General features: G+C 39.0%; 11 protein-coding genes. 8 read left to right on the top strand and 3 right to left on the bottom strand.

The genetic code is table 11. The features are described from left to right. Positions 1 to 22 precede the first annotated feature (22 nt). Complete coding sequence (locus AABK39_RS19360) at positions 23 to 595, top strand: Crp/Fnr family transcriptional regulator (protein WP_338394958.1); 573 nt, start codon at positions 23 to 25, stop codon at positions 593 to 595. A 180-nt stretch (positions 596 to 775) separates the two neighbouring features. Here the strand turns inward: AABK39_RS19360 and AABK39_RS19365 are convergent, their stop codons facing one another. Next, entirely contained in the window at positions 776 to 1,708 is a 933-nt protein-coding gene (locus AABK39_RS19365; RefSeq protein WP_338395062.1) for an IS3 family transposase, read from the bottom strand. Next, positions 1,705 to 2,010, bottom strand: coding sequence for a transposase (locus AABK39_RS19370; protein ID WP_338394959.1), 306 nt, complete (start codon positions 2,008 to 2,010; stop codon positions 1,705 to 1,707). Before AABK39_RS19370 ends, AABK39_RS19365 begins: the two co-directional genes overlap by 4 nt. Positions 2,011 to 2,192: 182 nt before the next feature. Here AABK39_RS19370 and AABK39_RS19375 point away from each other — a divergent pair, with 182 nt between their 5' ends. From AABK39_RS19375 to AABK39_RS19395, 5 genes are all read left to right on the top strand, one after another. Further along, positions 2,193 to 3,401: an efflux RND transporter periplasmic adaptor subunit gene (locus AABK39_RS19375; RefSeq protein ID WP_338394960.1), complete on the top strand. Its 1,209-nt coding sequence runs from the start codon at positions 2,193 to 2,195 to the stop codon at positions 3,399 to 3,401. An 11-nt stretch (positions 3,402 to 3,412) separates the two neighbouring features. Beyond that, positions 3,413 to 6,553, top strand: a complete 3,141-nt coding sequence (locus AABK39_RS19380) for an efflux RND transporter permease subunit (RefSeq protein ID WP_338394961.1) — start codon at positions 3,413 to 3,415, stop codon at positions 6,551 to 6,553. Between the two features lie 150 nt (positions 6,554 to 6,703). Continuing rightward, complete coding sequence (locus AABK39_RS19385; protein WP_338394962.1) at positions 6,704 to 8,026, top strand: TolC family protein; 1,323 nt, start codon at positions 6,704 to 6,706, stop codon at positions 8,024 to 8,026. Positions 8,027 to 8,175: 149 nt separating this feature from the next. After that, positions 8,176 to 9,309, top strand: a complete 1,134-nt coding sequence (locus tag AABK39_RS19390; protein WP_338394963.1) for a sensor histidine kinase — start codon at positions 8,176 to 8,178, stop codon at positions 9,307 to 9,309. After that, the gene (locus AABK39_RS19395; protein WP_338394964.1) at positions 9,302 to 10,108 is read left to right on the top strand and encodes a LytR/AlgR family response regulator transcription factor; all 807 of its coding nucleotides are present in this window, start codon (positions 9,302 to 9,304) and stop codon (positions 10,106 to 10,108) included. The genes AABK39_RS19390 and AABK39_RS19395 overlap by 8 nt, the downstream gene beginning before the upstream one ends. Before the next feature lie 309 nt (positions 10,109 to 10,417). Here AABK39_RS19395 and AABK39_RS19400 read toward each other — a convergent pair whose 3' ends face one another. Continuing rightward, positions 10,418 to 11,770, bottom strand: a complete 1,353-nt coding sequence (locus AABK39_RS19400; RefSeq protein WP_338394965.1) for a sodium-dependent transporter — start codon at positions 11,768 to 11,770, stop codon at positions 10,418 to 10,420. Positions 11,771 to 12,173: 403 nt separating this feature from the next. On the opposite strand from AABK39_RS19400, the gene AABK39_RS19405 reads away from it, so the two are divergent. Together AABK39_RS19405 and AABK39_RS19410 are read left to right on the top strand one after the other, a co-directional pair. Then, positions 12,174 to 13,349: a helix-turn-helix domain-containing protein gene (locus AABK39_RS19405; RefSeq protein WP_338394966.1), complete on the top strand. Its 1,176-nt coding sequence runs from the start codon at positions 12,174 to 12,176 to the stop codon at positions 13,347 to 13,349. A gap of 123 nt (positions 13,350 to 13,472) precedes the next feature. Continuing rightward, positions 13,473 to 13,853, top strand: coding sequence for a DUF2147 domain-containing protein (locus AABK39_RS19410; RefSeq protein WP_338394967.1), 381 nt, complete (start codon positions 13,473 to 13,475; stop codon positions 13,851 to 13,853). Positions 13,854 to 13,909 lie beyond the last annotated feature (56 nt).

Here is a 13,909-nt window from a genome sequence, read left to right on the forward strand (position 1 = left end):
CATTTGTCCCAAGACATACAATATGATTAGAAAGAACAAAAATTTAGGAAGTTTACTCTCATCGCTTAAAACTATGGGAGAAGCCATTGATGTATTAGAATACCCTGCCAATGATGTTCTTCTAGAGCAAGAAAAAGCTAGTCGCCATGTATTCATTATAAAGAAAGGCCTTGCAAAATGTTCTCAAACCGAAGCGAATGGTAAAGGATTCGTTCAGGAACTCTTCGGACCAGGTGAGATCTTCGGAGAGGTTGAGGCATTAAACGAATCATTAAGTTTTTGCCGAATTGACGCACTAACCAAAACCGAGGTATATAGAATAACAACTCCCGATTTTTTACGCCTATTAGATGAAAATAAAAAGTTTAATAGAGAAGTGTTAAAGGCTATTTCAAAGAAAATCATGTACAAGGCCCAACGTCACGCATTTAACCAATCTCATTCTTTAGATGAAAATTTTCAAAGACTCGTATCTGAATTTCCCGAAATACTAGAGGCTGTCTCAAAACAAGATATCGCTGATTATTTGGGGGTTAGTCTTCGCAGTTTTAATCGGAGTTTGCAAAAGCAGACTCCCAGAAACAACTTTAAATGATGCCTTTTTTACTTAATAAAAAATCAATTCCAATAAGGTTAAGCCTTTAGTCTCACTGACTAATGCATAATTAAAATTACGTTTTCCATATCTCAGGCCTCATCTTTTTAATGCGATTAGAACCTCTTACTATAGTACCCTCGATTCTTAGGACCAGTAAAGTCGATTTTTAAGTAAATTTTAAACGGTTGTCGCTATCGTCGAGCCCGTGTGAATGTTGATAAGTCCTTTCACATTCTGTTTTTTCTTGGACTTATCAATATTTGCATGGGCATACGCGGTGGCTTTCGCTTTTGACGCTCCGCTAAAAACATTTTCCGGCTTCAGGTTCTCGATTCCTTGGTGATCCCTGTTGTGGTAGCGTCGCAACCATTTCTCTATCCCCAAATACAACTTTAAACCGTTGTCGGCCGGATTCAGGTAAATATGGTCCCTTTTTAGCGTTCTCCAAAAGCGTTCGATGTAAATGTTGTCCAAGGCTCGGCCTTTGGCGTCCATACTGATGTTTATTCCCTCTTTCTTGAGATAGTTCACGTATTCCCCGCAAGTGAACTGGGAACCTTGGTCACTGTTGAGTATTTCCGGTTTACCGTGAATCTCAACGGCCTCACGCACCACTTTTAAAGACGCCGCGGCCTCAAGCGTATTGCTCAAACCCCAACCCACTATGTACCTGCTGTAGACGTCGATAATCGCCGTCATATACATGAAACCGCTAGCCATGGCTATATAAGTGATGTCTATCGACCAGACCTGGTTTTTCCTGACAACTTTCTTTTCCTTAAGCAGATACGGGTAAACGTATTTTGCCTCTCCGGGCTTGCTCAGATTCTTTTTCGGGTAAATAGGGTAGAGATTCGCTTTGCGCATCAAGCGCCTAACCCTTTCATAGGAAGGGTTGAATCCTTGGTCACGCAAGGCTGATCTCATGCGCAAAACTCCCGCCGTGGGTTCGTCGATCATGTGCCGGTCCATAAGGCGCATCAACTCCAGATTCTCAGCGTTTTCCCCCTTTGGGCTGTAGTAGTATGACGAACGGTAAAGCTCCAGACAGTCGCACTGACGGCGAATACTCAGCTTACCCTTGGGGTCGATAAAGAGACGTAAGTCTATAGACGCCCCAACTTCTTTAAGCTTTTTTTTAAAAAGTCGTTTTCCATCTCCAGCTTCCCTATTTTACTGTACAGTTGGTCTGTCGCCTTCTCCGCTTTCTCGTTCTCTTTTTTTTCCTTGTGCCCTTCAAAAACGCTTGCTGAGCGTTGCAGAAACTCGTTCTTCCATTGTGAAATCTGGGTGGCGTGAAGATCGTATCGTCTGCAGAGGTCTTGGGTGGTTTCTCTTTCCTTCAGTGCTTCGATCGCTACTTCCGCCTTGAATTTGGCGCTGAATTTTCTGCGTGTCGTTCTCGTTTTCATGCCCATAATTTAGTGATTTTTAAACTAAGACACTGGTCCGAAAATTCAGGGGTATTATATACCGCTTCCTTGAAAAACTTTTTCACTGAAGAAAAAACACCACTTACTGAAAAGAATCCCTCTATTTAAAGTGTCTTCCTTATTCTTGTTTCGTGAATCATCCGTAGGATAAATCTGGGAGCATGAAAAGAAAGATAATTGTTATAGTCGCTTGTTTGGTGTTAATGACTGTGGCGTTTTTCGGAATGAAGATGCTAGCGGGAAAAAAGAAAAGGCCCGAAAGAAAACCCGCAACAATAGAGACTAAAACCGTAGCTACAACGACAGTACACAACAAAAATATAAGAGCAGAAATTCCACTATTAGGAAAAATAGAAGCCGCTGAACGCATAGAGCTTTATGCGGAGGTAAGCGGAGCTATGTTAAAGACTCCAAAGCCTTTCCTTGAAGGCGTAACTTTTCAAAAAGGTGAACTTCTGTTGAGTATTGATAGCAGAACCCAAGAAAGTGAATTACGCTCAATGCGAAGCCAATTACTTAATCTAATCGTTCAGATGTTGCCTGACCTAAAATTAGATTATCCAAAGAGCTTTGCTCGATGGGACGCCTACGCTCGATCATTTAAAATTAATGAACCTGTAAAGGCACTTCCTGAAACTGTTACAGACCGGGAGAAATATTTTTTAGCAGCAAAAAACATCCCAAAAACTTTTTACGATATCCAGTCCAGAGAATCTACGTTGGCTAAACACCGCATATATGCCCCGTTTAGTGGAGAGATTACCGAAAGTCTTATAAAAGCAGGAACGCTTATTCGTACAGGACAAAAATTGGGTGAATTTATTAAGCCTTCAACATTTGATCTTGAAGCTTCTGTCCCACTTTCCGATGCCTCCAAAATTAAGAAAGGCGCTACAGTTACTCTCCATGCAACGGGAGACTCTACCACATATAAAGGTAAAGTAACGAGGATCAATAGTGCTATCGATCGAAATACACAAACCGTAAATGTGTATGCCCAAATTGAAAGTCACTCGCTTAAAGAAGGAATGTTTCTCACGGGTACTGCGTCAATCGGTGTATTTGAAAACTGTTTCGAATTACCACGGCGTCTAATGCGGGAAGACGGAAGCGTATTGACGCTTAAAAACGGAAAAGTTATAACCCTAAAACCCGAAATACTTCAAGTAAAAGAAGATGTAGTAATTGTTAGAGGTTTTCCTGAAGGTAGTAAGATTCTTGAAAATCCAGATAACTACTCACCCGGAATGAACATTTCGCCAAAAATAAAGAACTCCATCCCACCCAATAAAAATGGAAATAAGCAAAAAAACAAGAAACGTGGTAATGGAGGAGGAAATGGCTTAGGCCACAAGCGTTCGTCTAACTAAAGAAGAAAGCGATGAGAAATTTTATCGGATACTTCGTCAAATACCCAATAGTCAGTAACCTATTGATTCTTTCGATCATTGCTTTCGGATATCTCTCAATGGGAAAGGTACGTTCCACTTTGGTTCCTTTGGTTGATTCGAATATGGTCATCATAACAGTACAATACCCCGGTGCTTCACCTGAAGAAGTTGAAAAAGGTATTACCCAAAAAATAGAGAACGAATTAAGGGGAATTAATGGTATTGAAAAATTCACTTCTTCATCAAAGGAAAATAGTGCGCGTATAGTGGTCGAGCTAAAAATGGAGACCGACCTTAACGCCGCCTTACAAGAAGTAAAAAACGCAGTAGATGGTATTAATTCATTTCCTGCGGAAATGGAACCTCCAGTAGTCGAGAAAAGATTATTCGCCACAAAAGCTGTCACATATGCGCTAAATGGTGATTTACCGTTGACTGAACTTAAAGCACTCGCACAAAAAATCGAAGATGATTTAAGGCTGGAAGCTGGAGTTACCGAATTGGATATACGTGGTTTTCCGAAAGAAGAAATACAAATTGCCCTTAAGGAAGAGGACATGCGACGCTTCGGAATCACTTTTCAGGAAATATCTGAAGCCGTTCGAAAAAACAATATTGACCTTACAGGCGGTGCTCTACGCGGACCAGACGAGGAATTAGCGATTCGAACAAAACAAAAAGGATATTTCGCAAAAGATTTGCGTGATATAATAATCCGCACAAACGAAACAGGCGCAAAGGTACGTCTGGCAGATGTAGCGAGAATAACAGATCGCTGGGAAGAATCGCCAAACCGCCTATATGTGGATGGTAAACCTGCGGTAGAAATACAAGTGAATTTTTCGCCTACAGAAGACTTAATCGTTATTTCGGAAAACACCCGAACCTATTTCGATGAATTCAATAAAAAGAACATAACAGCTAAAGCCACTCTGATTCGTGATCGTTCGGAACAGATATCCGTAATGCAAGACGTTTTGTTGAATAGTGGCGTTATAGGAATTGCGCTTGTTCTACTTTTCCTTTCGCTATTTATAAATCCTAGACTTTCGTTTTGGGTAGCTTTTTCTATTCCACTATGTTTTATGGGTATGTTTATCGTCGCATACCTAGCCGATATCACGCTGAATAAAATGTCACTTTTCGGGTTGATTATAGTCATCGGTATTTTAGTCGATGATGGAGTCGTTATCTGTGAATCCATTTACCAAGAATACGAAAAAGGAAAATCTAAATACCAGGCCGCAATAGACGGAACGCTTAATGTATTTCCTTCAGTATTTTCGGGTGTATTAACTACAATGGTCGCTTTTTCAACTTTCTTTTTCCTTGGCGGGAAATTCGGAACTATGTTTTTCGAATTAGGCATTGTAGTAGTCGCTACTCTTGGTTTTTCGTTATTGGAAGGCGTAAGTACCTTACCCGCTCATATCGCTAATTCGAAAGCATTAGCTACAGCACGTAAAGACAAAAAGTTAAGCATAGGTGAAAAATTCTTAACAACCATAAGGGAAAGATACTTTATGGCTTTCCTTAAAAAATCTACCGAATACCGTGCATTAACATTAATGTTTCCTCTAGCTCTAGGCTTATTAACTTATGGTGCTATTCAGGGTGACGTCATTCGCATAGGAGACACAAACGTAGATGATAACAGCGAAGCTGTAGTAACCTTAAAGATGCCCGCAGGCACTCCGGAAGTCGAAACCCTACAGTGGTTAAATCATATTGAAAGACAAGCTATCGAAACTGGAAAGTATTTCGATGATCTATATCCGGGCGAAGAACCTCAGACCATTACTTTTATCACAAAATCGATTAGCTCAGCGGATCAAGGCGAGATCAAAGTTAGTTTGATAGGATCGAATAAACGTTCATTTAGTTCGGAAGATTTCGCTAACGAATTAAGGAATAGTGTAGGAAATATTCCGACTGCCGAGAAACTTGAATATGTACAAGAATCAAAGTTCGGAAAACCAATTTCCACTTATCTTGTAGGAGATGACTTGGATGAGCTTAAAGACGCCAAACTTTGGCTTAAAGATAAACTCAGTGAGCTTTCTGACCTTAAAAACGTAAATGACGATGACGTAGAGGGAATGCGTGAAGTGAAAATAACGCTAAAAGAACAAGCGCACCCTTTGGGAATCAACCTTGATGATGTTGTTAGCCAAGTTCGTCAAGGCTTTTACGGGCAAGAAGTACAACGGTTGACACGAGGAAGAGATGAGGTGAAAATAATGGTTCGTTATGATCAAAAAGAGAGAAGTACACTCGGTCAATTAGAAAATATGAGAGTACGCCTAAACGGTGGGTTGGAAGTTCCATTACGCTTAGTGGCCGATCTGAGTTTTGAAAGAAACGTAACGGTAATTAATCACCTTAACGGAAAAAGACAAATAAACGTAGAAGCTGACTTAGCAAACACATCAGTAAGTATGTCGGCTGTAAAAAGGGAAATCAATAAAAAGATTATACCCGAGATGCTCGATAGGTTCCCTGATATAACCGTTGGAGCAGGCGGAAGATCTGAAAGAATGAAGTCCACTTATGAATCTATGGAAACAGTTGTCCCTATGGTTATGATAGTAATTATCGGTATTATTATACTCACTTTCAGATCACTCTCCCAAACGTTTTTGGTTATTTCTCTTATTCCAACCAGTATGATCGGAGCCGCTTGGGGCCATTGGTTCCATGGCTACAGTATTGATATGCCATCCTATCTCGGTATGGTAGCCTTAATTGGCGTTTTAATAAATGATTCGATCGTATTGATCGACGCATTTAATAAAAACATTAGAAAAGGCACTGATTTCCGTAACGCGCTTACAGAAGCGATACGGTCTCGTTTTCGTCCTATTCTATTAACTACATTAACAACCTGCGCAGGACTATTCCCGATTATTATTTCCAGTAGCCCGGAAACACAATTTGTTGTTCCTATGGGCATCTCACTATTCTACGGATTACTATTCGCAACGATCCTAACGCTTATCGTTTTACCGTCTATGATGCTTACCGCAAACGAAGCGAAGAGATTCTTTAAATGGGTCTGGACAGGCGAAAAACAAAGTGCCGAATCTGTGGAACCCGCTACAAAAGATGAATTAGTTAATCTGGAAGCTTAAAAAGTAATGGATAAATAGTATTGGCTATTGGATTATTCGGGATAAGGTTCGCTAGTATTTACTCTTTGCTAATCATTTTTCTCTTCCACTACTCCCCCCAGTTAAGTACTATTCACAATCCGATCTCCTTTTCAATCTAATTGAGTTGTCATGAAACATATTCATATATATATAATCCTATTAATAGGATTTGGAACTTGTTGCAATACTGCAAAGGCTCAAAACGAAAAAAAAGAACTGCTTAACTATAGCCAAGCTGTTTCAATTGCTTTGGAAAACAATCTTTTGATAAAAGTAGAAAACAATAAAGCCGAAAAGGCATCGAACCGTGCCACTTCCGGAAATGCGGGCTTATTGCCAACCTTTAGCGTCGCCTCAGACATTCGCTATACTGACGGAGTTAACGCAAGTGTTGGTCGTGAAATAAGGCATACTTCGACTTCCGCAGGTGCGGAATTGCGTTACATACTGTTCGATGGAATGGGAAATATAAATACTTTTAGAAAACTAAAAGGAGAAAAGCAATCCGCTGAATTTGCACAGCGAGCTGAGATAGAATCTATAATTGTCCGTGTTTCCGATCATTTTTATAATCTCGCAACTAGTTATGAAAGCCTTCGCATTGCAGAAGAAGGCATGAAGATTTCATCGGATCGCTTAGCTCGGGAGAAAACAAAATTTGAATATGGAAATGTTAATAAAGTAGCTGTGTTGCAAGCCGAAGTCGATTTGGTATCTGATAGCTTACTTTATTTGGATATGGTTAATGAAGTGGCATTAGCCAAGGGTAACCTCAATACTTTGCTTAACCGTGAGGCTTCGTATGATTTTCAGATTGATCCAAGAGTAAGTACATTCATGAATTTAAGTGTAGATCAGTTAAAAGAGAGCGCATTAAAGCAAAACGCAACCTATTTGGAATATACCAAGGATACTGAGCTCAGTAAATTGAATTTAAGAATAACTCAAGCAACACTATACCCTAGCCTCTCTCTTAATTCTAGCTACGGTTGGAACCAAGTCACCCAAGATGAATTCAACCCACAATTTGATAATCCAGCAGCCACGCTTAATGCAGGCCTTACACTTTCCTACAATATATTCGACGGTAAAAAGAAAAGTATAGAACGCCAAAATGCAAAAATAGATCTGGAAAACAGCCAGTTACTTAAAGACCAATATGAACTGGACCTAAAACGAGATATCGAAAACAGGTATGCTTCGTATCAAAACAATCTAAACAAGTTAAGACTTCAACAAAGTAATCTTCGAGTAGCTGAACTAAACTTTGAACAAGTCAAAGACCGTTATTCGTTAGGGCAAATGACCGCTACAGAGTTCCGCGAAGCTCAATTGAATTATCTCGAAGCCCAAAGTAACCTAGTCAAAGCTAGATTTACTGCTAAATTAGACGAAATTGACTTATTGAGACTAAGTGGCGGTTTACTACTGAAAAAATATTTTAGCCTATAGCATATGATAAGAATTGAGTAATTTCTTTCCAAAGAAACTCAAAATATCAATTATAAGCACCACTCTAATTGATAGGAGAAATTTTAAAATTGAATTCGAGACTCCAAATTCATTATCTTCAATAACATGGATACCCTTGCAATAGATAAATGGCAAGACTCGAAATACAAAAAAGGATGACCTTCAGCGTAAAAAGTATACTACCAGAAAGCCTGCAACAAGAGGTAAAACGAATTCTGAATATTCGTTGGGTCCAACATGTTGGGTTCTGGATATGGATTATAATGTTCTCCTTTATTGTCTCCAACAGTTTCCAACAAGAAGACCGTCCTTTTTGGGATCAACTACGAAAATCATTTTCCATGACGGTGATAGGGATGCCCGCATCATATTTTAACTTATATATTTTGGTCCCTCGATACCTTAATCAAAAAAGGTATTTCATCTATATTCTCAGTGCCCTACTTTCCATACTTGCGATAAGTGCATTTTCATATTTCATTTTCTTTGAGTGTGGTTGGGGATGGTTTGAGGAAACAATGTTTCGCAGGAAATTGGCAGAAAAGGGAATGTCTAAAATCATTCTCTCTATGTTTTATCGGAACCTGAACATCTGCTTAATGACTGCCGCCGTTCATTTTGCACGAAGAAATATAAAGGCAAAAGAAAAAGCACTCCAACTGGAAGAGGTCAAAAAAGAAAAATACCAAGTGGAACTCAATGCCCTTAAAGCGCAAATCAATCCCCATTTTCTGTTCAACTCCCTAAACAGTGTTTATGCTCTTACGCTTGAAGGCTCTAGAGAAGCCCCTGATACAGTTTTAAAGATTTCAAACCTCATTAGTTATATACTCTACCGTTGTGAAGACGATAAGGTTCCTGTACAAAAAGAGGTTGCTTTTCTTAAAGACTATGTCTCTTTAGAAAAAATAAGGATAGATCCAGCTGTAGATATCCAGCTTGATATTCAAAAAATTATCGCCCCATATAATATTGCTCCCCTCCTTCTATTGCCCTTGGTTGAAAACGCATTTAAACATGGAATAATCGATCAGAGTGAAAAAGAGTTTGTGCATATACGACTAGAAGAAAAAGGGCGTAAATTCTTTTTTGAGGTAACTAACTCATTCCAAGAAATAAAACAACACAATACAGAAAAGGGAGGGATAGGTGTCGCAAACGTAAAAAAACGCTTGAAGTTGATCTATCCGAACAAGCATTCACTAAACATCAGTAAAGAAAATGAGGTTTTCAAAGTTCAGTTAGAAATTGACCTTGAGTGAATCAGACTATGTCCAATTTGTAAAACAAGAGGACCCTTCTCGTTCTCAGATTCACCATACTTCTTCAATTAAAATTGAATCATTTATGAATTTAAATTGTCTAATTGTTGATGACGAGTCATTAGCTCGCCGAGTAATCAAAAGATTTCTGGATGACGTTCCTTTCCTTACATTAGTGGGGGAATGTAAAAACGCAATAGAGGCTTCGCAAGCGATTCGTGAAAATGATATTGACTTAATTTTTTTAGATATCAATATGCCCAAGCTCTCCGGTCTAGATTTCCTAAAAACACTTCCTAATCCTCCAATGGCTATTGTAACCACCGCATATCGTGAATATGCTCTGGAAGGTTATGAATTGGATGTAGTGGATTATATAACCAAACCGATTGCTTTTGATCGTTTTTTAAAGGCAGTAAATAAGGCACAAAAAAGGAAAGAAGAAACTATGCCACCGCAATCGGTAGAAAAAGATACGGCATCCAATTTCTTTTTCGTGAAAACAGACAAAAAACTACAGAAAATAAATGCCGATGATATTCTTTATATTGAAGGTTTCGGTGAATATGTAAAAATCCACACTGAAAAAGAATGTGTGATTACGTATCTGGCATTAAAGAGCTTGGAAGAAAGCTTATCCCCATCAATTTTTGTTCGTGTCCATAAATCTTTTATTATTTCTATTCCAAAAATCAACAATGTAGAAGCAAACATTATCCGTATCCAACAACATCGTATTCCAGTTGGGCAAGGCTATAAAAAAAGATTTCTGGATAAAGTAAAGGCTTTGACAAGATGAACTTTCACCGTCAAGGCCTTTATCCGCTTACGTGTTCCGTTTCTAAAAACTTTTAGAAAAGATTCTCCGTAACTAGAACCACGCTTTCCTCACGTTTGTCCCCCGTCGATTTATCAATACTACTCAAGTTCTTTTTCGTCTATTGAAAACCACTGAAGTATTTGCAGACTTATAACCTCGTTGGTCCCGAAAAGAACACTACTGCACGACAAAAGCCATATCTCGGTATGTTTCAGAGCGATGTACTCCTATAAAAAAAGAGATTGCTATTTCTAACAATCTCTTTTAAATCATGAAAAAACATAATAATCAAATTTTCGCAAATACCCCGAGCTGATTCAGAAAGACCAAAACCATAGCTATCGGAGCAAAAAATCTTACTAAGAAATAAAACATTGGAAACAAGGCGTCTCCGTATTTTCCGAAACTCGTGAATTCGTTCTTTACCGTTTCAGTTTTCATTATCCACCCACAGAAGACTAGTAATGCCAAACCGCCCAATGGAAGAATAAGATTGGAAACCGTAAAGTCAAACAGATCGAAAACCGTTTTTCCAAAAACAGTATGATCAGCCCACGGCCCAAATGAAAGTGTGCATGGTATTCCAGCAATAACCAAGAGGCTCATCATTGTAAAAACCGCACTTTTTCTTTTCAACTTAAACTCTTCAACACAGTAAGCCACAAGTGTTTCAAGGATGGAGATTGAGGAAGTAAGCGCCGCAACACCCAATAGGATAAAGAAGATCAAGCTAAAGAAATAGCCCCCTGGCATTTGACTAAAGATATTCGGCAAAGCTACGAAAATAAGGCCAGGACCAGCTCCAGGGTCGATATTGTACGCAAAAACTGCAGGGAATATCGCTACGCCAGCCAATAACGCGATAAGCGTATCCGCAACACTAATCTGCGAAGCGATCCCACCTAAGTTTTCGGATTTTTTGATATAAGAACCATAGATCACCATGGTACCCAAACCAACGCTAAGCGAGAAGAACGCCTGCCCCATAGCGTTAAGGATTACGTTACGGTCAATCTTGGAGAAGTCGGGATTAAACAAAAACTCTATGCCCTTTGACGCTCCATCCAGTGTCAATGCGCGTATATCTAGCACAATGATGATAACAAATAACATCGGCATCAAAATTTTCGAATAACGTTCGATACCTTTCTGTACTCCGAAAAAAACAATCCATCCCGTAGCAATAATAAATATGGCTTGCCAGAAAATGCTTAAAGTGCTGTCGGCTATAAATTGAGAATTAAATGTCTTAAGCGATTCCGTATCCAACCCAGAAAGCTCACCCGCAGCAGATGCATAAATATATTCCAATGTCCAACCTCCTACGGTACTATAAAAAGCCAATAGCAGAAAAGCACCGAGAATCCCCATTTGCCCTACCCAATGCCACTTTGAGCCCGGGGCCAAATCCTTAAGCGCACCAACAGCATTACGGTGCGTAGCCCGACCAATAATAAAGGCCGAAAGCATAGCGGGCAAACCAACCAACACTACCGCCACCAAATAAAGGATAATAAAAGCCGAACCACCGTTGGTCCCGGTTACGTAAGGGAATTTCCAAATATTGCCCAAGCCGATAGCCGAGCCCGCCGCCGCCGCGATCACTCCCATTTTTGATGAAAAGCCGTCTCTATTTTTCAAAATGATAAATCCTGTTTCGTCCTATCAAGAATAAAACTGTTAAACATAGCCTTGTTCTGCTTCCCTGAAAGTCACAGAAAACTAAGGCATCTTCACAATTGGAGATGGTTTTTTATTTCTCCGAAATGTAAATATACTTCCTCGGCGGGCTTTTGCGTGCCTTTTAGGGTAAAAAATACAAAATGGAATTTCGGTACACCTTATTACTCAACTCAAAAGAGCTAAGAGCATAGTTTTGAACGGTTTAAAAACTCAAAAGAGTATAATATGAGGCTATCAAATGGCATTATAAAGAGGTAAACAAAAAAAGCTTTTCCGATAATCAACATATAAAAGACAACGATTTTGGACGTTTCATATTTATAGTGTGTCATTTTTAAAAAGCATATCGGGAACAAGACTTATGACAGAGACCTTTTACCATATCAATATCGCCCAGTCATTTTTTGCCGGAGTCATCTTATTGACCAAAAGACCGGTGAAACTCACTGACAAAATTCTGTCAGGCTGGCTAATTTCCCTAGCTTTGCTGTTCTCATTACAGCTTCTTCTATCTACTTTTCCAGAACAGAAGCTGAGCGGTTCATCCGTTTTGGCCGGTATAATCGCCCTATTATTTCCCCCGACGCTTTACCTTTACGCAAAATATACAGCTTTGGGTTTAACCTCCCTTACAAAATCAGACAGATGGCATTATTCCGCATTTATATTGCTAATTCCGATTTTGGTATATTCGATTATTTGGGAAAGGCCTTTTTTCTATCAAAACTTTCTGGGCGAGTTAAGCACTTCTGTATTTTTCATCACATTCGGAATTATATTTTTCGGAATGTACTTTTTGTATGGCATCTATACTATTCGGCTAGTAAACACTTTTCAATCCCTCGAAAACGATTATTACGCCAATCATCATGACAGAATTGATCTTAAGTGGATAAAATACCTTAGCATTCTTTTTTACGTTTTTTGGACATTCATCATTATTATAGGCGCTTTACGATTCCATTTTGGAATTGACATACCGAAAGCCGTACATTTTATCCCACCAACCCATACAGTAATCATATACATAATAAGCTTCAAAGCTTATCGACAATCTTATTCGATAATACCCAAAGAAGCGGTTGAGCCCCCCAAAAAAACTAATGAGGAGCACCAAAAATATGCGAAATCGGGACTTAGGCAACACGAAGCAGAACAGTATTTGATAACTTTGATCGAACATATGGAAACAAAAAAACCATGGCTTGAACCAGACTTAAATATCAAAAGCCTGGCTTTACGTACCGAAATACCTCAACACTATATCACTCAAACACTTAATGAAAGGCTAAATAAAAACTTCTACACCTTTGTAAACGAATATAGAACAAACGAAGTGGTCCGTCTTTTCTCTGATCAAAATTATCAACACTGGACTATTGTCGCCATCGCTTACGAATGCGGGTTTAATTCTAAATCCTCATTTAATGCATTTTTCAAGAAATATGTGGGCGAAACACCATCTAGCTACCGAAAGAAAATCAAAGTACAATCAGGTGAAATAACTCTTTCGAGTAAGAACTATCAAACTACTTAAGATCAACACCTTGCACATACGTCCTTGAAAGGGAAGACAGATTAATTGTCTACCCTTACTGAGGAAGTCGCCATTATCTCTTCATTTTCCCTGTTTTGTAGCGTACACTCAAACAAAGGAAAAATGAAAAGATCACTACTCATTCTGATTTTCTGTTGTTTCGCAACTCTTTCAAAAGGGCAAACCATCAAAGACGATATTTCCGGAACATGGTTTACTAAAACCAAAAACTTGAAAGTGGAATTCTTCAAATCAGAGGGAAGATACTTTGGCAAGATTATATGGAAAAGCCCGGAAAATAAGACCGAATCCAGAATTGGAGATGTGATTATCTCCGATTTGAAATACATTTCCCCAGAAGCGCAATACCAATCTGGAAAAATGAGAGCCAAGAAGTTTAACCTCGATTGTAAGGTGAAGAAAGACTCTCCGAATACGATAATAATAACCGTTAGCAAAGCCTTTATGAGTCGAAAGTTGGTCTGGACTAAGGCTGACCGATAACAACTCTTCGATTTTTTATCGGGACATCACCAATTTTTCGTGTAGCTCTTACAATA

It is taken from the genome of Fulvitalea axinellae, assembly GCF_036492835.1.
Taxonomy (GTDB): Bacteria; Bacteroidota; Bacteroidia; order Cytophagales; family Cyclobacteriaceae; genus Fulvitalea; species Fulvitalea axinellae.

Bases quoted from the DNA above. Each gene is read 5' to 3' on its own strand.
- AABK39_RS19360 (WP_338394958.1), top strand. From the start codon at position 23: ATGATTAGAAAGAACAAAAATTTAGGAAGTTTACTCTCATCGCTTAAA.
- AABK39_RS19370 (WP_338394959.1), bottom strand. From the start codon at position 2,010: ATGAAAACGAGAACGACACGCAGAAAATTCAGCGCCAAATTCAAGGCG.
- AABK39_RS19375 (WP_338394960.1), top strand. From the start codon at position 2,193: ATGAAAAGAAAGATAATTGTTATAGTCGCTTGTTTGGTGTTAATGACT.
- AABK39_RS19380 (WP_338394961.1), top strand. From the start codon at position 3,413: ATGAGAAATTTTATCGGATACTTCGTCAAATACCCAATAGTCAGTAAC.
- AABK39_RS19385 (WP_338394962.1), top strand. From the start codon at position 6,704: ATGAAACATATTCATATATATATAATCCTATTAATAGGATTTGGAACT.
- AABK39_RS19390 (WP_338394963.1), top strand. From the start codon at position 8,176: ATGGCAAGACTCGAAATACAAAAAAGGATGACCTTCAGCGTAAAAAGT.
- AABK39_RS19405 (WP_338394966.1), top strand. From the start codon at position 12,174: ATGACAGAGACCTTTTACCATATCAATATCGCCCAGTCATTTTTTGCC.
- AABK39_RS19410 (WP_338394967.1), top strand. From the start codon at position 13,473: ATGAAAAGATCACTACTCATTCTGATTTTCTGTTGTTTCGCAACTCTT.